The organism is Hansschlegelia sp., from assembly GCF_035538955.1.
In the GTDB taxonomy this organism is placed as follows: Bacteria; Pseudomonadota; Alphaproteobacteria; order Rhizobiales; family Methylopilaceae; genus Methylopila.
Genome location: NZ_DATLJK010000013.1, coordinates 16596 through 40280 on the forward strand (window position 1 = coordinate 16596; position 23685 = coordinate 40280).

Genomic DNA, 23685 nt, shown 5'->3' on the forward strand with positions numbered 1-23685 from the left:
AGCTATAAAGGTTCACTCTCTCGTCACCCAGCTCTCATAGGTACGAGATTTTGGGGATCTACCAACTTCGAATTTAAGCTAGCGATCGCTAAAGCGAGGTCTCCCTGGCTATAGGGTTTGGCCAGGCGCAGCGCGATTGGAAATGCTTCCTCTGGATCGGAATCTGGCAACTCAGCGTAGCCACTGGCGAGAATAACTTGCAAGCGCGGGCGCAGGATCTGAATTTTCTTTGCAAGCTCGATCCCGTTCATCAGCGGCATGGCGAAGTCGGTTATGACTAGGTCGATTTGCCGATCGCCCTTCAATATTTCGATCGCCTCTGCTGCGCTTGGCGTGTCGATGACGTGATGCCCCAGATCTTGAAGCATTTCGGCCGTTCCCGCGCAGACCAGCGGATCGTCGTCGACAAGCAGGACCACCTGGGGCGCGGCGTTCTTGGATGATCCGATCTCTGGACGCGGCGCCGCGCTCGCCTCCAGACGATCTACGGCGCGGGGCAGCCAAAGCTTGATCGTGGTGCCTTCGCCGAGCTTGCTCTCGATGCCGAGCGCACCGTTCGACTGCGCGGCCAGCCCATGCACCATCGACAAGCCGAGTCCGGTGCCTTTGCCTGGACCTTTGGTAGTGAAAAACGGCTCGGCGGCCTTGGCGACGGTCGTCTCATCCATGCCGGTCCCGGTGTCGCTCACCGCGATGCACAGGTACTCGCCCGGGGGGAGGCCCGCCGGCGTGGACCCGGCGATCATAGTCTCGCCCTGCGCCGCTATGGTGAGCGATCCCCCAAACGGCATCGCGTCCCGCGCGTTTACCGCGAGATTGAGCAGAGCGAGCTCAAGCTGGTTTGAGTCGACGCGGACGTCCCAAAGGCCCTCAGGGAAGTTTTGATTCAAACGGATGCTCGGCCCAAGAGCGTGGCTCAGGAGATCCTGGATCCCGTCGACAAGCTGCGGGACGTTGACGGTCTCGGGTTTCAGCTCCTGACGGCGTGCGAACGCCAACAGACGTTGCGTCAGCGCGGCGCCTCGCGCCGCGCCCTGCATCGCATTGTCGATCAGCCTCGCGGTCCTTGGGTCGTCAGGAAGCCGCTTCCTCAGGAGTTCGAGACTGCCCGTCACCGCCATCAGCAGGTTGTTGAAATCGTGCGCGACGCCGCCCGTCAGCTGGCCGATGGTGTCGAGTTTTTGAGCTTCGAAGAGCTGCGCGAGCGCCTGTTCGCGCTCGCGCGTGCGCTGCTCGATGCGCGCTTCGAGTTCGTCGTTGAGGCGCCGCAGCGCGGCGGTCCGCTCGGCGACGCGGTTCTCCAGATCCTTGTTCAGCCTCTCGAGCTCGCGGGTCTTGCGGTAGAGCTCGGCGAACACCTTCACCTTCGCGCGCAACAGCTGCGGAACGACCGGCACCGGCACATAATCGACCGCTCCGGCCTCGTAGCCGCGCAGCATGTCCGGATCGGCGATCTGGACGGCGGACACGAAGATGATTGCAAGCCGCTGGAACCGCGGATGTTCGCGGATCATCTGCGCCAGTTCGAAGCCGTTGAGCTCCGGCATGCAGACGTCGATGAGAACGACGGCGAACTCTGAGCGGAGGAGGTGCTCGAGCGCTTCCCGCGCCGAGGTCGCCTTGACCAGCGTCTCGCCGAGCTCGGCGAGGATGACCTCGTAGCTCAACAGCTTCGCCGGCTGATCGTCGACCAGCAGAATGTTGATCGGGTCCGACGACGGGTCGGCGAGCCGCGGCGCATCGGTCATCAGGGGGGTCACCGGTGCAGCCACATGCGGAGCGCCGACAACAGCTGCTCGGTGTTGACGGGTTTGGCGAGATAATCCGAAGCGCCCGCCTCGAGGCACTTTTCGCGGTCGCCCTTCATCGCCTTGGCGGTCAGCGCGATCATCGGCAGTCTGCGGAAGGCGGGGTCCGCGCGGATGACCTGCATGGTCTCGTAGCCGTCCATGCCTGGCATCATGATGTCCATCAGCACGATCGCGACTTCGGGACAGGTTTGTATCACCGAAATCGCCTCGCTCCCCGTCGTGGCGGTCAGCACGTTCATGCCCCGACGCTCGAGCACGCTCGACAGCGCAAAGATGTTGCGCGCGTCGTCGTCGACGAGCAGGACGGTCCGTCCGACAAGATCTTCGTCGGAGGAGTGCAGGCGCTCCAGCATCTTCTGCTTGTCGGCGGGCAGCTGATGCACGACGCGGTGCAGAAAGAGCGCTGTTTCATCCAGCAGGCGCTCCGGCGACTCCACGCCCTTCACCACGACGCTGCGCGCCATTGTGTGAAGCTGCGCGTCTTCGTCGGGCGACAGCTCGCGGCCGGTGAAGATGACTACGGGAACGTCCGAGAGCGACGCGTCGTCCCGGATCTTCTCGAGGACCTCGAATCCCGACATGTCCGGCAGCTTCAGGTCGAGGACCACGCAGTCGGCCGGGTCCTCTCTCAGCGCGGCGAGCGCTTCGCGGCCGGTGCCGACCGTGGAGATGTCGATGTCGTCATGGCCGAGGAGCTCTGTGACGCCAAGTTGTTCGGCGGCGTTGTCCTCGACCACCAGCAGCCGTCGCCGGCGGTGCAGCGCATAGTCCTTCATGCGGTTCAGTGCGCTTCCCAGCCCTTCCATCGTCGTCGGCTTGTTCAGGAACGCAAAGGCCCCGCGGGCGAGACCATGCTGCCGATCCTCGTCCAGAGTGACGATCTGGACCGGGATGTGCCGGGTCGCCGGATCCTGCTTTAGCTGGCTGAGCACCGTCCAGCCCAGCATGTCGGGCAGGAAGACGTCGAGCGAGATCATCGTCGGCAGGTATTGACGGGCGAGCGCCAGCGCGTCGGCCCCCCGCATCGCCACGAGCGCCTTCACGCCGTTGGCTCGCCCAAGATCCATCATCACCCGCGCGTAGTGCGGATCGTCCTCGACGATGAGCATCACGACGTCGCCGGGCGCGATGTCGTTGCGGTCGTCGGGCACCTGATCGACGACAGCGTGTTCCGAGAGTCGGATGGGCGCAGGCGTTGCAAGCGCCGAAGGCGCGGCTCTCGAGGACGCGCCGACATAGGTCAAGGGCAGGTAGAGCGTGAAGGTCGAGCCCAGGCCCGGCTGGCTGCGGAGCTGGATCTCTCCGCCCAACAGGCCGGCAAGCTCTCGGCTGATCGCGAGCCCCAGCCCCGTGCCGCCATAGGTGCGGCTGGTGGAGGCGTCGGCCTGCTGAAACGCCTCGAAGATGATGCGCTGCTTCTCAGGCGGGATGCCGATGCCCGTGTCGGAGACTTCGAACGCGACCACGGACGGCGCATGTCTGAGACTTGGATGGTCAGGGGTCCAGCCGCTGGCGACCGGGGAGACCTTGAGGCGCACGCCGCCTTCCTTGGTGAACTTGAACGCGTTCGAGAGGAGGTTCTTCAGCACCTGCTGTAGGCGCTTGGAGTCCGTGATGATGCTGCGGTCGAGGGTCGGGCCGGTTTCGACCTCGAAGGACAGGCGGCGGCTTTCGGCCTCATGTCGGAACGGCCGCGCGACCACTTCGAGGAGCGACGAGAACTGAAGCTCCTCCGCATCGACTGAGACCGTGCCGGACTCGATCTTCGACAGGTCCAGGATGTCGCTGATGAGGTTGAGCAGATCGGTGCCCGCGCCGTGGATGGTGCGCGCGAACTCCACCTGCTTCGCCGACAGGTTTCCCTCGGGATTGTCGCCGAGCTGCTGGCCGAGGATCAGGATGGAGTTCAGCGGCGTCCTGAGCTCGTGGCTCATGTTGGCCAGGAACTCCGACTTGTATTTCGACGTCAGCGCGAGCTCCGTGGCCTTTTCCTCGAGCGCGCGACGGGCCTGCTCGATCTCCTGGTTCTTGGCCTCCACCTCGACGTTGCGTTCGGCCAGCTGCTGCGCCTTCTGTTCGAGCTGATCGTTGGTCTGCTGGAGCTCGCGCTGCTGGGACTGCAGCTCGGTCGCGAGCTGCTGCGACTGCTCGAGCAGGCCCTCAGTCTGCATCGTCGCCTCGATCGAGTTCAGCACGATGCCGATCGAGGTCGTGAGCTGTTCGAGGAACGACATCTGGAGGTCGGTGAAGGCGCCAAGCGAGGCGAGCTCGATCACCGCCTTGACCTGGCCCTCGAACAGCACAGGCAGCACGATGGCGCTCTGGGGCGGCGCCTTGAAGAGGCCCGAGCCGATCGCGACCGCGGTCGCGGGCATCTCGGTGATCAGCAGGCGGCGCGCGTCGCGGGCGCATTGGCCGACGAGCCCTTCGCCCAGGGATAGGCGTTCCGGATGGCCCCCCTGCGCGCCGTCCGCATAGGCCGACAGCAGCTTGAGCCCGGGCGCGGCGCCCTCGGCGTTCACCTGGTAGATCACGCCCTGCTGCGCGTCGACGAGCGGCGCGAGCTCCGACAGCAGCATGCGGCCCACAGTCGCGAGATCGCGCTGCCCCTGAAGCATGTTGGTGAAACGGGCGAGGTTGGTCTTCAGCCAGTCCTGTTCGGTGTTGCGGTCGGTCGTGAGCCGCAGATTGCCGATCATCGTGTTGATGTTGTCCTTGAGCTCCGCCACCTCGCCCGAGGCCTCGACCGCGACCGAGCGTGACAGATCCCCCTTTGTCACCGCGGTGGCGACCTCGGCGATCGCGCGCACCTGAGTGGTCAGGTTCGCGGCGAGCAGGTTCACGTTGTCGGTGAGGTCGCGCCAAGTGCCGGCGGCGCCCGGGACGTTCGCCTGTCCGCCCAAGCGGCCTTCGACGCCGACCTCGCGCGCGACCGTCGTCACCTGCTGGGCGAAGGTCGCGAGCGTGTTGGTCATGTTGTTGATGGTCTCGGCGAGCGCCGCGACCTCGCCCTTCGAGGCGACCGTGAGGTTCTGCTTGAGGTCGCCGTTTGCGACCGCTGTCACGACCTTGACGATGCCGCGCACCTGCTCGGTCAGGTTGGCCGCCATGACGTTCACGGTGTCGGTCAGGTCCTTCCAGGTGCCGGCGACGCCGGGCACCTGAGCCTGGCCGCCGAGCTTGCCTTCGGTGCCGACCTCCTTGGCGACGCGCGTCACCTCGCCGGCGAAGGAATTGAGCTGGTCGACCATGGTGTTGATGGTCGATTTCAATTCGAGCACCTCGCCGCGCACTTCCACCGTGATCTTGCGGCTGAGGTCGCCGCGCGCGACGGCGGTCGTCACCTCGGCGATGTTGCGCACCTGGGTGGTGAGGTTCGCGGCGAGCAGGTTGACGTTGTCGGTCAGGTCCTTCCACGTGCCTGCGACGCCAGGGACGACGGCCTGACCGCCAAGGCGCCCTTCGGTGCCGACCTCGCGGGCGACGCGCGTCACCTCGCCGGCGAAGGAGCGCAACTGATCCACCATGGTGTTGAGCGTCTCCTTCAGCAGAAGGATTTCGCCGCGCACGTCGACTGTGATTTTCCGGCTGAGGTCGCCGCCGGCGATCGCCGTCGCGACCTCGGCGATGTTGCGGACCTGGCCCGTCAGGTTGCCCGCCATCGAGTTCACATTGTCGGTCAGGTCCTTCCATGTGCCGGCGACCCCCGGCACCTCGGCCTGTCCGCCGAGCTTGCCTTCCGTGCCCACCTCGCGCGCGACGCGCGTCACCTCGCCCGCGAAGGCGTTGAGCTGGTCCACCATGGTGTTGATGGTGTTCTTGAGCTCGAGGATCTCGCCCTTCACGTCCACGGTGATCTTGCGGCTGAGGTCGCCGCGCGCGACGGCCGTGGTCACCTCCGCGATGTTTCTCACCTGGCCCGTCAGGTTCGAGGCCATCGAGTTGACGTTCTCGGTCAGATCCTTCCACGTGCCGGCGACGCCCGGGACCTGAGCCTGGCCGCCCAGCTTGCCCTCGGTCCCGACCTCTCGGGCGACGCGCGTCACTTCGGAGGCGAACCGGTTCAGCTGGTCGACCATCGTGTTGAGGGTCTCCTTCAGCTGAAGAATCTCGCCGCGCACGTCGACCGTGATCTTGCGCGACAGGTCGCCGTTCGCGATGGCGGTCGCGACCTCGGCAATGTTGCGAACCTGGCCGGTAAGGTTCGAGGCCATCGAGTTCACCGAGTCGGTCAGGTCCTTCCAGGTGCCGGCGACGCCCTGAACCTCGGCCTGCCCGCCCAGACGCCCCTCCGTGCCGACTTCGCGCGCGACCCGCGTCACCTCGCCGGCGAAGGAGCGCAACTGGTCGACCATCGTTTTGATGGTCTCTTTGAGCTCGAGGATCTCGCCCGAGACGTTGACCGTGATCTTCTTCGACAGATCGCCCTGAGCGACCGCGGTCGTCACCTCGGCGATGTTGCGCACCTGACCGGTGAGATTGCGCGCCATCGAGTTCACGTTGTCGGTGAGATCCTTCCAGGTGCCGCCGACGCCCAGCACGTTCGCCTGGCCGCCGAGCCGCCCTTCCGTGCCGACCTCGCGCGCCACGCGGGTCACCTCCGAGGCGAAGGCGTTCAGCTGATCGACCATCGTGTTGATGGTCTCCTTCAGCTCCAGGATCTCGCCCGAGACATTGACGGTGATCTTCTTCGACAGGTCGCCGTTCGCGACCGCGGTCGTCACCTCGGCGATGTTGCGCACCTGCCCCGTGAGGTTGGCGGCCATCGTGTTGACGTTGTCCGTCAGGTCTTTCCAGGTGCCGCCGACGCCCTCGACGCGGGCCTGACCGCCAAGCTTGCCGTCGTTGCCGACCTCGCGCGCGACGCGCGTCACCTCGGAGGCGAAGGAGTTCAGCTGGTCGACCATCGTGTTGATGGTCTCCTTCAGCTCAAGGATTTCGCCCGACACGTCGACAGTGATCTTGCGGCTGAGGTCGCCGCGCGCGACAGCGGTCGTCACCTGCGCGATGTTGCGGACCTGAGCGGTAAGATTGCCGCACATGGCGTTCACCGAGTCGGTCAGGTCCTTCCAGGTGCCCGCGACCCCCGGCACGATGGCCTGGCCGCCGAGCTTGCCTTCGGTGCCGACCTCCTTCGCGACGCGCGTCACCTCGGAAGCGAACGAGCGCAGCTGGTCGACCATCGTGTTGATGGCCTCTTTCAGCTGAAGGATCTCGCCGCGGACGTCGACGGTGATCTTTTTCGACAGATCGCCGTTCGCCACGGCGATCGTCACGTCCGCGATGTTGCGGACCTGCGCCGTGAGGTTCGACGCCATCGAGTTCACGGACTCGGTGAGGTCGCGCCAGACGCCGGTCACCTCCGTCACCTGCGCCTGGCCGCCTAGCTTGCCGTCGGTGCCGACCTCGCGCGCGACCCGCGTGACCTCGGAGGTGAACAGGCCGAGCTGCTTGATCATCGCGTTGACGATCGTGGCCGAGCGCAGGAATTCGCCCTTCAGCGGCCGGCCGTCGACGTCGAGCGGCATGGTCTGGAGAAGGTCGCCTTTCGCGACCGCCGTGATGGTCCGCGTCACGGCATGGGTCGGCCAGAGCAGGTCGTCGACCAGCGTGTTGACCGACGTCTCCATGTCGCCCCAGGCGCCGTCGTTCAGCTTGAACCGAACTCGGGTCCTCGTGCGGCCCTCGCGCCCGACCACCTGGCCGACATGCTCGAGTTGCTTCGCCATGCGCTGGTTGGCGGCGATGATGTCGTTGAACGTGTCGGCGATCTTGCCGGCCCGTCCCGTCAGTTTGCCCGGAAGCCGGGCGGAGAAGTCGCCGATCCGCATCGCCTGCAGCGCATCGAGAAGCTGATCGAGGTCGATTTCGGACAAGCCGAGACGAGCGTCTCCGTCCTTGGCGAGAGGCGTTTCGGGGTCCAGATCGACAACCCCGGCGGCCGCCATCTCCGCACGCTGCGTCGCGCTACTCGTCGGCTGCATAAGCGTCGTTCCACTCCGTCGGACAGTCAGAACCCATACAGCTTTTCACGCGCAAAACGACGGCGGCGCGGTCGAGCCTGACATCGGCGCGTTTGCTATGATTTTGATAGCCGTATCCGAGCGATGGCGACGACGCGCATCGCCGACGACCCGCTGAAGTCGGCAATTCAGACGGCATCGCAGCGCGTCGCTCCCGGGCCCCGCCTCATCTTGCTATGAGTGTTGGGAATCCACCACCACGAAGCTCGAAGTGGGGGTCATCATTTCTGCGCAAGCATCGAAATGAGGCGCTTGACCCACGATCGGTGGCCTCGAGCTGACGACCGATCACGAGCGGGCCTGTGCTCGCGTGCGATGGGCGCGGGTTAAGCCTAGGACCACTTGGCGGCCTTCCGCCGCGGGGTCAGCGTGCTCGGGACGTCTTCCCACCGACGACCTGTCGGAGGTCGTCACCAACGCGGCCGAGCCGCTACCTCGAGGCGATGCGGACCGGCGGCGCGATCTCAGACGGAGCTGACCTGACTGGGATGACCTGGAACAGGTCGACAGTGACGCCCGTCAAGCTGGACAACCGGTCAATAGCCTGTGGCGAGGCATCGCCGACTGAGGGGCCTTGAATTACCAGGCGGACGCCTCCACCTACGAGAAGCGGTTACGAGGTCATCCAAGAGGCGATCCGCCGCGCTGACCGACGCGCGGCCCGCTGCCTGCCCGACCTGACGGGGGACCGAATAGGTCCGTGCTCGACAACATCCGGCGTTGGTTTGTTAACGGTTCCACTCCCTCCGCCAAGCCGCAACCGCGGACCGGTATCTCCGTCGTCTGACCGTGCTGGAAACCCTCAAGAAGCAGAAGGCTGCGGCGTGTTAGCTGTGTAGCCCATCGACTGCTCTTTGGCCGGTTCAGACTCTCCGGCGAGCCGGCTTTCTCGAAAGCTGTGTGCTTTCGCGCGGCCGTACGAAGTACGGGAAGTGCCTGATCCTCTGGGATCAAGCGAGCAACCGGTCGTCGTGGTTCGAGCCGGCGCTGTCGCAGGACGGGTGCTGCCAAGGCCAAAATGCGTCGGCATTTGACCCATAGCGGCCCTTACACAGTTCCGATTTCCGGAGCGCCCCCTTGTCGCTTATACCCCCATCGGGTACATTTCGCGCATGCAGTGCTGCACCAAGACATCGTGCGGGAGGCGGCTGAGCCGGATTGAAGGCCAGGTCCGCGGCATTGCGCGCATGATCGACGAAGACCGCTACTGCATCGACGTCGTCACCCAGATCTCCGCCGTCCGGGCCGCGCTCAAGCGGGTCGAGGAGGAGATCCTGAAAGACCACGTCGGCTGCTGCGTCGAGACCGCCATCCAGTCCGGGGACAAGGACGAGCAGCGCCGCAAGGTCGCCGAGCTTGTCGACGTGCTCGGGAGGATGCGCGGATGACCGCCTTCCTGCGCATGATCGCCGCGGTCGTCTTCGCCGTCTTCGTGGCGGCCGCTTGGGCGAGCCCGAGCGAGGCCCACGCCGGAAATACCGACGCGTCCGCCGCGGCAGCGCCGGCTCATCAGCCGTCTTCCGTCGAAAGCGTGACGGACTGGGCGAGGGACCGTCACTCTGCGGCCGTGGCCACTTCCGCGGAAGAACTGGACTGTGAAGGTCACATCGCAACGGGCGAAGCCGGCTGCTGCAGCAACGTCTGCCATGCGGCGATGTCCGAGGAGCTGAACGTTCTCACGCCCCTGCCCATCGAGAAGACGGCGGGGCGGTCCCTGACGGAGCGGACCGCCCACAGCGGCCCGGCCATCCACATCAAGCGACCTCCGAGACGGCTGGCCGCCAAGGTCGGCTGAGCCTCGCTGACGTTCCGCGCGCGCCCCCGGCGCCCGCGCAGCACCCGTGAGACCTGACCGACCGTGTCCCGCGGCGCCCTTCCGCGCCGCCCGCGTCCGCTCGTTCAGACCTCGGGATTCTCATGAAGCCGCTCCTCACGGCCGCCGCAGCGTCGCTGCTGGCAGGCTGCGCTACGCTCCCATCAGCCCCGGTGGCGGGGCGCGATCCCTCCGACCCGGCGGTGAGGGTCGCTCCGGCCCGCTACGCCTCCGTCATGGCCGGCACGGCCGACCACCGGCCCGTGCCGCCGAGGCCCTGGGCGGAGCAGAACCAGGGCGTGGCTCCAAAGAAGCCGGGGGGCTTGTGATGGCCGCGACTGGTTCTCGACGCCTCGCGCGAGCGACCCTCGTCGCGGCGGCCGCTGCCATGCTCGGCGCCTGCGCGTCGGCTTCGCCTGACGGCGGCATGACGCCGGTCGTCTCGCGGATCTCGCTCGAGCTCGGCAAGGACACCGCGAAGATCGTCACCCCGGCGGACGCAGCGGTGGCGCAGGGGCGCGTCCGCTCGCTGCTGTCGCGGCCGCTGACCGCCGACGGCGCCGTTCAGATCACGCTTCTGAACAACTGTGGCCTGCAGGCGGAATACAACGCCCTTGGCGTCTCCGAGGCCGCCTACGTGGAAGCGAGCCTGCCTCCGTCGCCGACCGTGTCGCTCGAGCGGGTGGCGGGGTCGGGCGACCTTGACGTCGAGCGGCGGCTGGTCGCGGACCTGCTCGGGCTCCTGACGCTCCCGAAGCGGACGAGGGTCGCGGAGACGGTGTTCCGCGCGGCGCAGCAGAGGGCGATCGCCGCGACCTTCGGCGCCGCGTCCGAGACAAGGCGCGCCTGGATCCGGGCTGTGGCCGCGCGGGAGACCGTCGGCTTCCTCGAGACCGCCCGGGCCTCTGCGGGCGCCGCCGCCGAGCTCACCCGCAAGCTCGGCGAGACGGGGGCGGCGACGAAGCTCGACCAGGCGCGCGCCGCGGCGCTCTACGCAGAGGTCTCGACGGAACTCGCCGAGGCGCGGCTCGAGGCCGCGAAGGAACGCGAGGCGCTGACCCGGCGGCTCGGTCTCTGGGGCGGGGACGCCGACTACAGACTGCCGGGCCGGCTGCCGGCCCTCCCCAAGCTGAAGCCGCAGGGCGACATAGAGGCCGCGGCGCTCACGCGCCGCGTCGACATCATCGCCGACCGTCTCGAGCTCGACGCGCTCGCGCAGGAATACGGGCTGACCGAGCAGACCAGGGCGATCTCCATGCTCGAGCTCACCGGGATCGCCAACCGATCCCGCTCGGCCGAAGGGGGGACGGCGGACCCGAAGGGCTTCGAGGTCGCGGTCCAGATCCCGATCTTCGACTTCGGCAAGGCGCGCTCGGCGAAGGCTCGCGAGACATATATGGGCGCGGTCAACCGCCTGCTGGAGAAGGCGGTGAACGCCCGATCGGAGGCCCGCGAGGCCTACCAGACATGGCGCGGCCGCCACGACATCGCCCGCTCTTACCAGGCGAGGGTTCTGCCGCTCCGGAAGACGATCTCCGAGGAGTCGCTGCTCCGCTATAACGGCATGCTGGTCGACGCCTTCGAGCTCCTGACCAACGCTCGCGAGAACGTCGCGAGCAATGTCGCGGCCATTCGCGCCAAGCGCGACTTCTTCATCGCCGACGTTGACTTCCAGGCGGCCTTGATCGGGGGCGGCGCGCCGTCCGCCGCGTCTTCGACCGCCGCCGCTTCGGCGCCTCCGACCTCCGCCTCCGCGGCCTCGCCGCATTGACCGGGACACGGACCATGACCGTCTCGCGCCGATCCTTCCTCTCCGCATCCGCGGCCGGAGCCACCTCGCTGGTGGCGACCGCCGCCGTGTCCGGCCGCGTGCAGGCCGCCTCCATCCCCGAAGCCGCCACCATGAGGGAGGCCACCATGCAGCCTCCGCTCGTCCCGACCACAGGTCCTGACTACAACCCCGTGGCCACGCTGAACGGTTGGACCGCGCCATGGCGCATGAACGGCGACTGGAAGGAGTTCCACCTCGTCGCCGAGCCCGTCGTACGCGAGCTCGCGCCGGGAATGGTGGCGCATTTGTGGGGCTACAACGGTCAGTCGCCCGGTCCGACGATCGAGGCGGTCGAGGGCGACAAGGTCCGTGTCTTCGTGACCAACCGTCTGCCGGAGCACACCACGGTGCACTGGCACGGCCAACTCCTTCCGTCCGGCATGGACGGCGTCGGCGGGCTCACCCAGCCGCACATCAAGCCCGGCCAGACCTTCGTCTACGAGTTCCAGCTCAGAAAGAGCGGGACCTTCATGTATCACCCGCACGCCGACGAGATGGTCCAGATGGCCATGGGCCTGATGGGCTTCTTCGTCGTGCACCCGAAGGACCCGGCCTTCCGGCGCGTCGACCGCGACTTTGTCTTCCTGATGTCGGCTTACCGTATTGAGCCCGGCGCCTACGTGCCGCGCGTCGCCGAGATGACGGACTTCAACCTCTGGACCTGGAACACGCGGGTCTTTCCGGGGATTGACCACCTGGTCGCCGCCAAGGGCGATCGGGTCCGGGTGCGGTTCGGCAACCTCACCATGACCAACCACCCGATCCACATGCACGGCTACGACTTCAAGGTGTCGTGCACCGACGGCGGCTGGGTGCCGGAGGCCGCGGCTTGGCCTGAGGTCACGATCGACTGCGCGGTCGGACAGATGCGCGCCTTCGACTTCGTCGCCGACGTCCCCGGCGATTGGGCGATCCACTGCCATAAGTCGCACCACACCATGAACGCCATGGGTCACGACGTCTCGAACTTCATCGGCGTGAACAAGAAGAACGTGGCCAAGCGCATCAAGGCGCTCGCGCCCGGCTACATGCCGATGGGGCAGGCGGGCATGGCCGACATGGGCGAGATGGAGATGCCGCTCCCGGACAACACGCTGCCGATGATGACGGGCTTCGGCCAGTTCGGCGCGATCGAGATGGGCGGGATGTTCTCGGTCGTGAAGGTCCGCGAGGGCATGGCCCGAGGCGACTACAGGGATCCGGGCTGGTTCGAGCATCCGGAAGGCGAGGTCGCATTCGAGTGGAAGGGCCCGGGACGCGACGCGGCCGCCGCCCCGCCCGCCAGGCCCAAGCCCGGAGACCTTGAGATGAACGTCGTGAAGCCCAAGGCGGGCTCCGGCGGGCACGCGAACCACTGACCCACCTAACGCCAGAAGAGGAAGCGCCATGAGGAAGCTGATCGCCGCCGCCGCTTTCGCCGCAGTCCTCGCGCCCTCAGCCGCGCTCGCCGATCCCGGCCATGACGGCAAGGCCCGCGCCTACGGCGAGCCGGGCGACCCGTCGAAGCCCGCCCGCACCGTCGAAGTCGTCATGACGGAGGCCGAAGATGGAAAGATGCTGTTCGAGCCCGGCTCCGTCACCGCCAGGCGCGGCGAGCAGGTCCGCTTCGTCCTGAAGAACGAGGGCCAGGTCGACCACGAATTCATGCTCGCGACGCGCGCCGACAACGACTGCCATGCGATCGCGATGCGCAAAAACCCGGACATGGAGCACGACGACCCAAACGGCCGTCGCCTCGCGCCCGGCAAAACGGGCGAGATCGTCTGGAAGTTCACCCGGGCGGGTGAGTTCAACTTCGCCTGCCTGATCCCCGGCCACCGCGAAGCCGGCATGGACGGCGTGGTCACGGTCAAGTGACCCGCAAGCCTAAGGAGACCGACATGAAGAAGATCGCCGCCTGCGGCGCGCTCGCCGCCGTCCTTCTGTCCGCGACCGCCGCCCTTGCGGCCGACGGCACGGTGAAGAAGATCGACCAGGCCGCCGGCAAGATCACGCTCGACCACGGACCGATCAAGAACCTCGACATGGAAGAGCCCATGTCGATGGTCTTCAAGGCCGCCGACCCCGCCATGCTCAAGGCCCTCAAGGTCGGAGACAAGGTGACCTTCGAGGCCGACCGCGTGAACGGCCAGATCACCGTGACCAAAATCCGCAGGAAATGACATCGCGGCTCGGCGCGCGGGTCGCGCCTGTTCGGCCTGCGAACAGGAGACGGACATGAGGAAATTCGTTCTGGCTGCCGCGGCCTTGGCCGCGAAACGCCCGACCGCAATGGCGCACGACGCCAAGCAGGCGCCGGAGGGCTCCGACAGCCTGCCCAGAGAGACGACATGAGCATGACCACGAAGCCGACGGCCTCGGTCCACCGCATGGTGATGCCGTCGCACGTTTGCCCCTACGGGATGAAGGCGGTCGATCTCCTGAAGCGCAAGGGCTTCGAGGTCGAGGATCACTGGCTGAGGACGCGGGAGGAGACCGACGCGTTCAAGGAGCGACAGGGGGTAGAGACGACCCCGCAAGTCTTCATCGACGGGCGGCGCATCGGCGGCTACGACGACCTGCGCCGCCATTTCGGCCAGCACGTTCCGAAGCCCGGGGAGACCAGTTACAGGCCCGTCGTCGCGGTGTTCGCGATGACTGCGCTGGTCGCACTGGCGGCGAGCCACGCCGCGTTCGACACGCCCTTCACGGTGCAGGCCGCAGAGTGGTTCATCTCGATCAGCATGTGCGTGCTGGCGCTGCTGAAGCTGCAGGACGTCGAGAGCTTCTCGACGATGTTCCTGAACTACGACCTCCTGGCGAAGCGCTGGGTCCGCTACGGCTATGTCTACCCCTACGCGGAGGGCTTGGCGGGCGTGCTCATGACGGCGGGGGCGCTGCACTGGATCTCAATCCCAGTGGCGCTGTTCATCGGCACGATCGGCGCAGTGTCGGTGTTCAAGGCGGTCTATGTCGACAGGCGCGAGCTGAAGTGCGCCTGCGTTGGAGGCTCGAGCAACGTGCCGCTCGGCTTCGTCTCGCTGACCGAGAACCTGATGATGGTCGGCATGGCGATCTGGATGATCTTCCGGTGACAGACAGGAGGAACGAACGATGACGCATCATCTCAGCCGCAGGCTCGTCCTATGCCTCATTGGCGCGACGCCCCTGGTCGGCCGCGCCCGGGCTGACGAAAGGCCCAGGATGATCGTCCACAAGGACCCGTCCTGCGGCTGCTGCGAAGCCTGGGTGGACCATGTCCGCGCGGCCGGATACCGCGCTGAGTCCGTGGAGACGGACGCTATCAGCCGGGTGAAGGCGAAGCTCGGCGTGCCTGTCGGTCTGCGCTCCTGCCACACCGCCGAAATCGACGGCTACGTCCTCGAGGGTCACGTGCCCGCGTCCGCGATCGACCGCCTGCTGACGGAGCGGCCAAAGATCCGGGGCCTTGCGGTGCCCCGCATGCCGATCGGATCGCCTGGGATGGAGGTCGAGGGTAGCGAGCCAGAGGCCTACGATGTGGTGGCCTTCAGCGACGGGGAGCCGCAGACGTTCATGAGGTTCAAAGGCGGCGCGCCCGCCTAATCGAAGGACCCGCTCGCATCAGACGTCAAGCCGAGGACACCAAGATTCAGGATGCCGCGAAGCTATCCATCCCGACGTAAACAGGGCGTCCACCGTAAGTTTCCGTACCCTCGTGTCCTTCGAAGATCCTGTCGATCATCGACGGCTCCGGCAGCGTCAGCCTGAGGAAGCGGCAGAGATAAGAGAAGTTGACCTTCTCGGCTGCGGCAAGTTCCCCGACCGAGCCGTAGCCGCCGCTCTCCAGCATCAGCTTCCATCGCCAGGCATGGGCCAGAGCCCTGATCAGCGGATCCTCGAGCCTCGCGGGAGCAGGCGCGACGACGACACGCTCTCCATCCGGACCGATGATGCGCTTGGCGTAGCCGCGCCGCTCGAAGCGCGTCGGGATCCGGATGGAGAGCGTCGCGTCGCCGCTCAGCCGGCGCTCGGCCAGGCGGCTCTGCAGCGCGCTTGATCGTGCGAGGCGGGCGCGGCGGCTTGGCCATGCCCGGAACATGGAGCGCATTGGCCCAAGAAGCCGTGCCCGAGCAGCGGCGCACTCGCGTTGTTTCCTCAGTCGTCAGTGCGGCTTGCTGCGCCCGGCTCAGAGGCTTCTTCTTTTTCAAGAATCGTCAATGCGGCGAAGGCGTTGACCAACGGAGAGACGTCGGCGCCAAACGCGCTTGGCTCGAAGCCTTGGCGGGTGTGCCTTGTGTACGCTTCGCTCAAGGCTGCAAGAACGGTGCTGCGGGCTCGGGCAAGAGATGCCGCGTCGGGGGTGGTCATCACAAACGTCCTGGGTTGTCGGCATCAGTGAGCGGACAACTAGGGCAGATCAGCCATCGCACCACGTTGACCAGTCCGCGCGCCGAAGCGTCGGCCAAGCCTTAGCGTGCCCTCGCAGAATTGCCCGTACCGGCACGCTGGGCGCGGCCGCTCGCGCGCTTCATCTGAGCCATCCCACGGTCGGACGCCGCCTTCGGGCTCTCGAAAAGGCTACAGGCCAAACGCTGTTTCAGAGAACGGCCGAAGGATTCATTCCGACGGAGGAAGGAAGCGCCGTCATCGCGCTGGCCGAGCAGATGGCGGGAGGCGCTCGGGCCATCGAACGCCGGCTCGCCGGACAAGAGCAAGAGCTCCAAGGCGCCTTGCGCACATCATCCGCCGACTGGTTCGGAGCCCACGTCCTGCAGCCGATCATCGACGATTATGCGAGGGCCTATCCGCACGTCGATCTGGAAATTCTCACAGGCGCCCGCCTGTTCAGCCTCGCGCAGCGGGAGGCCGACATCGCCTTCCGTATCGTCCCGTTCGACAACCCCGATGTCGTGCAGCGACGACTGGCGACGTGGCGCTGCGGGTGGCCGACCGATCGGCGCACTCCACCGATGACCTTTAGCTGTCGCATCGGCCCGGTCCGTGTGGGGCCGCGGACCGGGGGCCGAGCTCACCCGTTGTTCTCGTCGGCGTCCCAGGTCGTCGGATCGTAGTGTTGAGACCCGCTCCGATCGCTCCTCACGACCGCCTTCTTGAGCCGCGCCGGCATGACCTCGGCCGCCGACGTCTGGGGCTCTGGCTCATCAATGTCGCCTGGAGCGCCGAGTGGATGCGCGCCCAGTCTTCAGAGGAGGGCTCGGCGAACGCCGCGGTGGAAAGAAGGGTCGCCAGGGCTGCCCCGATGATCATAGTCTTCATTGTGAGTCTCCGTCATCTTCCTTAAGGCGCCAACCGCGGCGTCTGATGGAGACAGAAATGTGCGTCTGAGGGCGAATTGTTAATTGTACTGTGAGGTTGCGAATTCATACCGTCGTATGAGCGCCCCCCTCCTTTCGATCGGCGACGCCCAGTGTGGACGGAGAATGTTCGATCCCCGTTCCGCTCCCTCCGCCAAAGCCTTCCAATACAGCGTCTCCCGCTTGCAGACGAACCGGCCGCTCTGCGTGTTCGCCGGCATCCGGAGCAACTGGAGCTGCGTCCAGAAGAAGTCCGAGGGGGAGGTCACCTGCGAGGTCTACGGCTTTCTCACCGGGGAGCCGAACGCTGTCGTCGCCCCGATCCACCCGCAGGCGGCGCCGTTATCCTCACCGGGCCCGAGGAGATCTACGTGTGGATGAGCCCCTTCGGGGCCCGCGCATCTTACGCCACCTTCGTCGCGGCTTTGGAGACTTCCGGCCTGCCGCGCAGCGTCTGGAGCTCTTCGCGGGTCAGCGGGCGGTGGAAGAGAAAGCCTTGCATGTAGGAGCAGCCCGCCGAGGTGAGGACGCTCAGCTGGTCCGCGTGTTCCACGCCCTCCGCAGTGATCGAAAGGCCGAGGGCCTTGCCGAGCCCGATGATCGCCCGCACCACCTGATCAGCGCCCGGCTTGCTTTGCAGATCGTTGACGAGCGAGCGGTCGATCTTGAGCTTGGTGAAGGGGATTTGCGTCAGATAGGCCAAGCTTGCAAAACCGCTCCCGAAATCGTCCAGAGCGATGCGGAAGCCGTGCGCCATCAGGCTTCTCATCTGGTCCGCCGCTTCGTCGACGTCTCGGATCAGCGTGGTTTCCGTGATCTCCAGCTCGACCGCCCTCGGGTCGACCCCGGCCTCGAGCGCCAATCCGTGAATGCGTTCGACAAAGCCCGGCGCGCGGAGCTGCACGGGAGACAGGTTGATCGCAGTGGTGATGTCCGGCCATTCGCGCGCGTCCCAGAAGGCCCGCCGGATGACCCACTCGCCAAGCTCGTGGATCAGGTTTGAGCGCTCCGCAATGGGGATGAAAACCAGCGGAGGGATCATGCCGCGCGTCGGGTGCCGCCAGCGCAGGAGCGCCTCGACTGCCTCGATGCGATGGCCATCGACCGCCACCACGGGCTGGTAGTGTAACGAGAGCTGGTCGTTCGCCAGGGCCTCGACAAGCTCATTTGCGAGCGTCTGGTCTCCGACGATGTCGCGCTCCATCGACGGCTCGAATTCCCGCCAGACGCCGCCTCCGGCGGATTTCGCGGCATAGAGCGCGATGTCGGCCCGGCGCATCGCCTCGAGCAGCTGGCACTGCGCCGAATGCGCGATCCCGATCGAGACGCCGACCCTGATCCTGTGACTCTTGAGGTCGTAAGGCCGCGAACAGGCGTCGATCAGGCGCTCGGCGAGCCGGTGCGCGCGATTCGGATCCGTGCAGATCACGGCGAACTCGTCGCCGCCGAGCCGCGCCGCGAAGCCGTCCTCGCCTGTCTGCTCTGCAAGACGGGCCGCGAAGGCCTGGATCAGCTCGTCGCCAACGATGTGGCCAAGCGAGTCGTTGACGTCCTTGAAGTTGTCGAGGTCCAGATAGAGCGTCGACACCGTCGGGCCCCCCGAGCCGTCCGGCCCGTTGGCGCAGAAGCGTTCGCTGAGGCCATTGCGGTTCGACAGGCCGGTGAGGGCGTCGAGCAACACCGCCTGGCGGGCGCGCGACTCGCTCGCGGCCAGCTCCAGGTTCAGCCGCTCGAGTTCGGCGACGCGCTGCGAGAGCTCGTCCGCGGCCGCTCGCTCGCTCACCCAGCGATCCGTGAGGGCGGCCGCAATCTGCCGAAGTTCGTCCGGATCGAACGGCTTGGTGAGGTAGAACAGGCGCCCGGGGATGCCGAGCGCGTCGGCGATCGTGCCCGGCTTGTGATCGGAATAGCCGGTCACGACCACGATCGTGACGTCCGGGTCGGTCGCGCGGATGCGCCGCGCCGTCTCGAGGCCGTCGATCCCGGGCGGCATGCGCATGTCGAGAAAAACCACCGAGATCGGCCGGCCGCCGTGGAGGCCGGCGGCGACCGTCTCGACCACGGCCTCGCCCTGCCGGCAGTAGATGACCTCGTCGAGCGTCGGCGCAGCGGAGGCGGTCTTCGGGGCATCGCCGAACAATTCGGCGGACAGTTCGTCGAAGCTTGCGTCTCCTGCCGCCGATTTTGCGAGCAGCGGTTCAAACACCCGCTGGTAGGCGAGGATCACCTGCTCCTCGTCGTCAGCGACCACGACCCGCTTCAGGCGGCCGGGCGCGCTCACGCCGCGCTCCTCAGACCGGCGCGGGCCTTCGGCAGCACGAGACGAAGCGTCGCTCCCCGGCCAGGGCCATCGCTTTCGGCGAACAGCCTCCCGCCCATCGCGCCGACGGCGTTTGCGCACCAGTGGAGGCCGAGACCTCCGGAGCGCTCGCGACGCGTCGAAAACCCCTTCTGGAAGATCCGCTCCGAGGCGTCCGGCGGGAAGCCGTCGCCGTCGTCGGCGATCTGGATTTCCGCGGCGGGAGCGCCGTTCAACTCCGCCTCGACGACCCGGACCCGGATGGTGCCTTCGCCTCGTCCGGTCGCCTCGATCGCTTCCGCGGCGTTGATCAGAAGGTTGCCCCAAACCTGTTCGAGCGGAATGCGGTGGCCGAGAACGCACACGTCGTCGGCGATATCGAATTCTATGGAGACGCCCGGACGGCGCCCGGCGACGCTGGCGAAGGCGCGAAGTTGACGTGGGAGATCGATAGGCTCCGCAATCCGCTCGGCGCGGGAGAGCGCCTCGCCATCCTTGAGAATCCGGTCGACGTGGCGGACGATGCCCTTGAGCGTCGCCACGTCCGAGTGGCGCTTCCGCTCGGCCTCGAGCAGCTTCGCCGCCGAGAGCGAGACGAACTGGTTCAGCTTCTCGCGTCTCTCCAGGTCGATCCGCCCGTTCTTGAGTTCACCGAGAGCCTTGTCGAGGTTGTCTCTCCAGCGCGCATCCGTCTCGTCCGCCAGGTCGGATATGATGGCGGCGATCGGGCTGACCGCGTTGCGGATGTTGTGGAGGACTTCCGCGGCCTGATCGGCGGCGCCGTGCTGATAATCCTGCCGCCGCAGCTGCTCACGAAGCTCTTCGAGCTGCGCAGCCATGTCGTTGAAGGCCGTGACCATCTCGCTGAGCTCGTCACGCCGGCTATCGGCCGGTAGCGGGTGCAGGGTCCCGGTGGACTTGATCTGCACGAGATGCTCCCGCATCCCGGCGATGCGCTTCAGGGCGATGCGGCGCAGGATGACGGCCAGGCTCGCGATCAGCGCGCCTCCGGCGAGCAGCAGAAGCGCGAGCGCCGCCCACACGGCCTGGTGTCCGGCGGATGAAATCGAGCGGCTGGTCTTGGAGACCAGGTCGGCGATCGGCTTACCCTCGACGTCCATCAGCGTGGAGGTGACTTCGATCGCGTCGTCGCTGTGGACCATGGAATTCGAGGCGACGGCGCCCGCAAAGGGACGCAGCTCGAAATCCACTTTGGTGGTTTCACGCAGCAGATCGAGATCGATGATCTTGCCGAAGAGCAGGGTGCCGGCTCGCGGGCCATTTCGCTCCGAGTCGAGGATCGGCGCATAGCCGACGGCGACCACGCCGTGCTTGGTGTTCACAAGACCGGTACGGGACCCGGCCTCTGGAAATTCGGCGAGATAGGGATGGCCTGCCGGGAAGCGGGGCTCGCTCGTCAGCTTGAGCTCCGCCGGCTCACCGGCGGAGAAGTCAAAGCCCTTGTCGATCTTGACGCCGCCGTCGGGCTCCAGCGCCAGGTAGAAGTTGACGTTCAGCGCCTTCATGCTTTCGGCGTTGAGGTTCTTGACCTCGTACGACGCATTCTCGCCGTGCATGAACGAGAAGGTGTCGTCCCAGAACGCGTAATCGCGCGCAGAGGCGGCGACCTGGCCCTGCTGGAGCTGGATCGCCTCCAGCGCCCGGTCCTGGTTTCTCTGCGCCGTCTCGTCTTCGATCTGGTTGAAGCGAGGCGCGACCGTCGCCTGCAGAGCCGCGAAATTCAGGAGGGCTGACACGCCGACGACCGCCGCCAGCGCCAGGTTGATCTTGGTGACTATGCGCATGCTCACTCCGCCGTCGGAGGATTAAGGCGGCTGCACGTTAAGAAAGAGTGCTATGGTGTGGCTCAACCTCTCCGGTTGCTGTGGATCGTGAAGCGCCTCGGCGCCTGGCGAAGAAACGAGAGGGCGGATGATCCGCGCAAGTGCGAGCTGACTGAGCCGAGAAGAGCAGCGGGACGCGAAATTATGAGTTCGACTGCTCCGGCCGCTGTGGAGAAGGTTTCAGTCTGATCAAAGAAGCGCAGCAATGGTCGGACGAGGCTGGACGCTGAGGCGGAGAAGCTGAGGAAGCGTTGGTAGACGGGCCGGTGGCGACCATGGCGCCGCCACTCACGGACAGCAGCGATTAGGCCTCCGGAAACAGCTTTCTCGCCACCACAGACGGGTCGGCCGGCTTCTGGCAGCAAGGGTATTTGGCGTAAGGTTCCGGCAGGGACGTCCGGTCATAGCCGGTCACGAACACGAAGGGGATGTCTTGCTCGGCGAGGACCGCCGCGACGGGCAGCGAGCACTGGCCCTGCAGATCGACGTCCAGGACAGCGCCGTCGAGAGCCTCCGTCCTGGCGATCTGCAAAGCGGGCTGAAGCCGCGCCACCGGGCCCGCGATCTGAGCGCCTTGGCTGCGAAAGTGGTCTACGAGCACCCGCACAAGGAAATAATCGTCTTCGACGATCAGGACGCGGCGGCCCTCCAATGGCCGAGGCGGAGCGTTCACCGGTCCGAGCTGCCAAAATCTCTTTGAGGCAGTTCAATTACGCAACGCACGCCGTCCTCCCTCAGTTCGAAGCTTGTCCGGGCGCCGAGCGCATAAGGCAGGGCGTCCTCGATCAGCTCGCGCCCGTAACCCTTCCGCCCCCTGTTTTGATCCGCAAGCGGCGCCCCTTGCTCAAGCCACTCGACCCTGAGGACCGGCTGTCGGCTGTCGTCCTCGCTCGCGACGATTGCCCATGTGACGCTGAGCCGGCCCACGTCGCCCGCGAGCCCACCGTATTTGCGGGCGTTCGTGGCGAGCTCGTGAAGCGCCAGCGCCAGCGTCTGGACCGTCGAGCTCTCCAGAAGGGCCTTCGGTCCCGCCAGTTCGATCCTGTCGCCGAGAGCGTCGGCCGCAAGAGCTGCGAGCTCGAGGTCGATCAGGGTGCGGATGTCGACCGGCTCTTGTTCCGCCCTCGAAAGCAGCCCCTGAACGCGAGACAGCGCAGCAATCCGGCCCGCGAAGCGGCTGCTGAAATCGGCCAGTGATGCTGAATTCCCCGCTGTCTGGATGGCGATCGAGGACACGACCCCCAGCAGATTGCGCGTGCGATGCTGGAGCTCGCTGACGAGGACTTTCTGAGCGTCCTGCAACTTCCGAAGCTCATCAACGTCAGTCGAGGTCCCGAACCATTCGCGCACGCGGTCTTCGCCTGTCTGAACGGGTGAGGCGCGCGTGGCGAACCAGCGATAGCGGCCGGTCGCGGCTTCGCGTATCCGCCACTCGCCCGCGAGACGCGCGTCCCGGCTGGCTTCCCGCCAGGCGCGGCGCGCATCATCACGGTCATCAGGATGGATCGCATCCAGCCAGCCGAGGCCGGCGCTCTCCCCCTGAGACAGCCCCGTGAAGCGGCTCCACTGCGGGCTGGACCAGAGCCATTCTCCGCCGTCGCCCGATCGCCAGACCAGCTGCGGAATGCCCTCCACAAGCGTCTGCAGTTGCCGGCGGCTCGCCTCGAGCGCGCGCTCGGCCTCATGGCGTTTCGTTACGTCCTGCGCGATCTTGGCGAAGCCTTGAAGCGCGCCATCGGCGTCGCGAAGCGCGGTGACGGCGCCGTAAACGAACACCCGCGAGCCGTCCTTGCGCAGATGCCATCGAACGTCAGGCGCGACGCCGTTCTCTCGCGCGGTGGTGAGCTCCTTCTCGTCCTTGCCCTTTGCGCGATCCTCGGGCGTGAAGGTGATGCTGCTGGTCTGCCCCTGCGCCTCTTCCGCCGTCCACCCGAAGACCGCCTGAGCTCCGGGGAACCAGTGCGTGATCCTTCCTTCGGCGTCCGTGACGAAGATCGCATAGTCGCGCGCGCTCTCCACGATCAGCCGGAAGAGTTCGCGGGTCTCCCTCAGGTCGCTGAGCTTCCGCAGCCGGTCGATGACCGGTCCCAGGATTGTCGCGTAGATGCGGAGAAACTCGATTTCCTCTTCGCCGAAGTCGCGCTGCTCAGTGCTGTCGACCTGGAGGAGCCCAAAGGCCCGATCGCGCGGCAGGAAGAGCGGGACATTCACGAGGGCGACGACCCCGGCCTCCTTCATGAACTCAGGGATATCGAAGCGGGCTTCTTCGCGCACGTCCCGCGAAAATATCGGTCGACGCTTCCGGATCGCGAAGGTCTCTGACGAGCGCTCGTCCAACGAAAGGCGCAACTCGCCGACGACGCCGGCCGCCCAACCGACGCCAGCTCTGACGAGAAGCGTGCGGCTTTCCTCGTCAATTTCGAGGATCTTCGCCCGCCTTGTGCCGAGCGCCTCAGCGACCTGCCGGCAGGCTTCGCAGAGCACCTCATCGAGGTCCTCGCTCTGAAGGGCGAATTCTCCGAAACGCGCCAGCGCCTGCTGGCGCTTCTTCATCTGCTCGAGAGTCGGCATGGGGCCTCCCACTCTGCGTTGAACTGGCGCAACGCCGGGTCAGGGCCACCGAGGCGCATCTGCAAGGGCGTCGGAAGCCACGACGGCGCTGTAACCTGCGGCCGCCGGCCTGTCTTGCCGGAGCCCGCAAACACCGAGAGCGCTACTTTGAGGCGCAAATGACGCCGGCGGAACAGCAAAGATAGAACTTCTGAGCTGGTCACCAGCTGGTAGGCGC

17 protein-coding genes and 1 pseudogene are annotated in these 23685 nt (G+C 66.4%); 10 read left to right on the top strand and 8 right to left on the bottom strand.

The features are described from left to right. Nucleotides 1-23: 23 nt before the first annotated feature. Both VM780_RS08350 and VM780_RS08355 read right to left on the bottom strand, forming a co-directional pair. Nucleotides 24-1748: a response regulator gene (locus VM780_RS08350; protein ID WP_325446809.1), complete on the bottom strand. Its 1725-nt coding sequence runs from the start codon at nt 1746-1748 to the stop codon at nt 24-26. 8 nt (nt 1749-1756) lie between these two features. Continuing rightward, the gene (locus VM780_RS08355; protein ID WP_325446810.1) at nt 1757-7795 is read right to left on the bottom strand and encodes a HAMP domain-containing protein; all 6039 of its coding nucleotides are present in this window, start codon (nt 7793-7795) and stop codon (nt 1757-1759) included. Between the two features lie 1151 nt (nt 7796-8946). Between VM780_RS08355 and VM780_RS08360 the strand changes: the two genes are divergently transcribed. The 9 genes from VM780_RS08360 to VM780_RS08400 all read left to right on the top strand — a co-directional run bounded on the left by VM780_RS08360 (nt 8947) and on the right by VM780_RS08400 (nt 15042). Next, nucleotides 8947-9222: a metal-sensitive transcriptional regulator gene (locus VM780_RS08360; RefSeq protein ID WP_325446811.1), complete on the top strand. Its 276-nt coding sequence runs from the start codon at nt 8947-8949 to the stop codon at nt 9220-9222. After that, the gene (locus tag VM780_RS08365) at nt 9219-9629 is read left to right on the top strand and encodes a hypothetical protein (protein ID WP_325446812.1); all 411 of its coding nucleotides are present in this window, start codon (nt 9219-9221) and stop codon (nt 9627-9629) included. The genes VM780_RS08360 and VM780_RS08365 overlap by 4 nt, the downstream gene beginning before the upstream one ends. A gap of 122 nt (nt 9630-9751) precedes the next feature. After that, nucleotides 9752-9976, top strand: a complete 225-nt coding sequence (locus VM780_RS08370; RefSeq protein ID WP_325446813.1) for a hypothetical protein — start codon at nt 9752-9754, stop codon at nt 9974-9976. A gap of 59 nt (nt 9977-10035) precedes the next feature. Beyond that, entirely contained in the window at nt 10036-11418 is a 1383-nt protein-coding gene (locus tag VM780_RS08375; protein ID WP_325446814.1) for a TolC family protein, read from the top strand. Between the two features lie 14 nt (nt 11419-11432). Continuing rightward, entirely contained in the window at nt 11433-12836 is a 1404-nt protein-coding gene (locus VM780_RS08380; RefSeq protein WP_325446815.1) for a copper oxidase, read from the top strand. Between the two features lie 28 nt (nt 12837-12864). Next, a complete protein-coding gene (locus VM780_RS08385; protein WP_325446816.1) occupies nt 12865-13335 on the top strand; it encodes a cupredoxin family protein in 471 nt (156 codons plus the stop codon). A 23-nt stretch (nt 13336-13358) separates the two neighbouring features. Next, the gene (locus tag VM780_RS08390; protein WP_325446817.1) at nt 13359-13640 is read left to right on the top strand and encodes a copper-binding protein; all 282 of its coding nucleotides are present in this window, start codon (nt 13359-13361) and stop codon (nt 13638-13640) included. Nucleotides 13641-13808: 168 nt separating this feature from the next. Continuing rightward, a complete protein-coding gene (locus VM780_RS08395) occupies nt 13809-14552 on the top strand; it encodes a glutaredoxin family protein (protein ID WP_325446818.1) in 744 nt (247 codons plus the stop codon). A 19-nt stretch (nt 14553-14571) separates the two neighbouring features. Next, nucleotides 14572-15042 (top strand): DUF411 domain-containing protein, encoded by a 471-nt coding sequence (locus tag VM780_RS08400; RefSeq protein WP_325446819.1) that lies wholly within the window; start codon nt 14572-14574, stop codon nt 15040-15042. A gap of 46 nt (nt 15043-15088) precedes the next feature. Here the strand turns inward: VM780_RS08400 and VM780_RS08405 are convergent, their stop codons facing one another. Together VM780_RS08405 and VM780_RS08410 are read right to left on the bottom strand one after the other, a co-directional pair. Further along, nucleotides 15089-15547: a hypothetical protein gene (locus VM780_RS08405; RefSeq protein WP_325446820.1), complete on the bottom strand. Its 459-nt coding sequence runs from the start codon at nt 15545-15547 to the stop codon at nt 15089-15091. 47 nt (nt 15548-15594) lie between these two features. Beyond that, nucleotides 15595-15807: a hypothetical protein gene (locus tag VM780_RS08410; protein WP_325446821.1), complete on the bottom strand. Its 213-nt coding sequence runs from the start codon at nt 15805-15807 to the stop codon at nt 15595-15597. A gap of 119 nt (nt 15808-15926) precedes the next feature. Between VM780_RS08410 and VM780_RS08415 the strand changes: the two are divergent. Next, nucleotides 15927-16370, top strand: a pseudogene (locus VM780_RS08415) (LysR family transcriptional regulator); the annotation flags it as partial. Nucleotides 16371-17157: 787 nt separating this feature from the next. Here VM780_RS08415 and VM780_RS08420 read toward each other — a convergent pair. The 4 genes from VM780_RS08420 to VM780_RS08435 form a co-directional block, all read right to left on the bottom strand. After that, entirely contained in the window at nt 17158-19035 is a 1878-nt protein-coding gene (locus VM780_RS08420; protein ID WP_325446822.1) for a putative bifunctional diguanylate cyclase/phosphodiesterase, read from the bottom strand. Further along, nucleotides 19032-20858: a CHASE4 domain-containing protein gene (locus tag VM780_RS08425; protein WP_325446823.1), complete on the bottom strand. Its 1827-nt coding sequence runs from the start codon at nt 20856-20858 to the stop codon at nt 19032-19034. The genes VM780_RS08420 and VM780_RS08425 overlap by 4 nt, the downstream gene beginning before the upstream one ends. A gap of 343 nt (nt 20859-21201) precedes the next feature. After that, on the bottom strand, nt 21202-21570 hold the full coding sequence (locus VM780_RS08430) for a response regulator (protein WP_325446824.1): 369 nt from the start codon (nt 21568-21570) through the stop codon (nt 21202-21204). Continuing rightward, nucleotides 21567-23468: a PAS domain S-box protein gene (locus VM780_RS08435; protein WP_325446825.1), complete on the bottom strand. Its 1902-nt coding sequence runs from the start codon at nt 23466-23468 to the stop codon at nt 21567-21569. Before VM780_RS08435 ends, VM780_RS08430 begins: the two co-directional genes overlap by 4 nt. Between the last annotated feature and the right edge of the window lie 217 nt (nt 23469-23685).

Excerpts from the sequence above, each read along its gene's own strand:
- VM780_RS08350 (WP_325446809.1), bottom strand. The coding sequence starts at position 1,748 with ATGACCGATGCGCCGCGGCTCGCCGACCCGTCGTCGGACCCGATCAAC.
- VM780_RS08355 (WP_325446810.1), bottom strand. The coding sequence starts at position 7,795 with ATGCAGCCGACGAGTAGCGCGACGCAGCGTGCGGAGATGGCGGCCGCC.
- VM780_RS08360 (WP_325446811.1), top strand. The coding sequence starts at position 8,947 with ATGCAGTGCTGCACCAAGACATCGTGCGGGAGGCGGCTGAGCCGGATT.
- VM780_RS08365 (WP_325446812.1), top strand. The coding sequence starts at position 9,219 with ATGACCGCCTTCCTGCGCATGATCGCCGCGGTCGTCTTCGCCGTCTTC.
- VM780_RS08370 (WP_325446813.1), top strand. The coding sequence starts at position 9,752 with ATGAAGCCGCTCCTCACGGCCGCCGCAGCGTCGCTGCTGGCAGGCTGC.
- VM780_RS08375 (WP_325446814.1), top strand. The coding sequence starts at position 10,036 with ATGCTCGGCGCCTGCGCGTCGGCTTCGCCTGACGGCGGCATGACGCCG.
- VM780_RS08380 (WP_325446815.1), top strand. The coding sequence starts at position 11,433 with ATGACCGTCTCGCGCCGATCCTTCCTCTCCGCATCCGCGGCCGGAGCC.
- VM780_RS08385 (WP_325446816.1), top strand. The coding sequence starts at position 12,865 with ATGAGGAAGCTGATCGCCGCCGCCGCTTTCGCCGCAGTCCTCGCGCCC.
- VM780_RS08390 (WP_325446817.1), top strand. The coding sequence starts at position 13,359 with ATGAAGAAGATCGCCGCCTGCGGCGCGCTCGCCGCCGTCCTTCTGTCC.
- VM780_RS08395 (WP_325446818.1), top strand. The coding sequence starts at position 13,809 with ATGAGCATGACCACGAAGCCGACGGCCTCGGTCCACCGCATGGTGATG.
- VM780_RS08400 (WP_325446819.1), top strand. The coding sequence starts at position 14,572 with ATGACGCATCATCTCAGCCGCAGGCTCGTCCTATGCCTCATTGGCGCG.
- VM780_RS08405 (WP_325446820.1), bottom strand. The coding sequence starts at position 15,547 with ATGCGCTCCATGTTCCGGGCATGGCCAAGCCGCCGCGCCCGCCTCGCA.
- VM780_RS08410 (WP_325446821.1), bottom strand. The coding sequence starts at position 15,807 with ATGACCACCCCCGACGCGGCATCTCTTGCCCGAGCCCGCAGCACCGTT.
- VM780_RS08425 (WP_325446823.1), bottom strand. The coding sequence starts at position 20,858 with ATGCGCATAGTCACCAAGATCAACCTGGCGCTGGCGGCGGTCGTCGGC.
- VM780_RS08435 (WP_325446825.1), bottom strand. The coding sequence starts at position 23,468 with ATGCCGACTCTCGAGCAGATGAAGAAGCGCCAGCAGGCGCTGGCGCGT.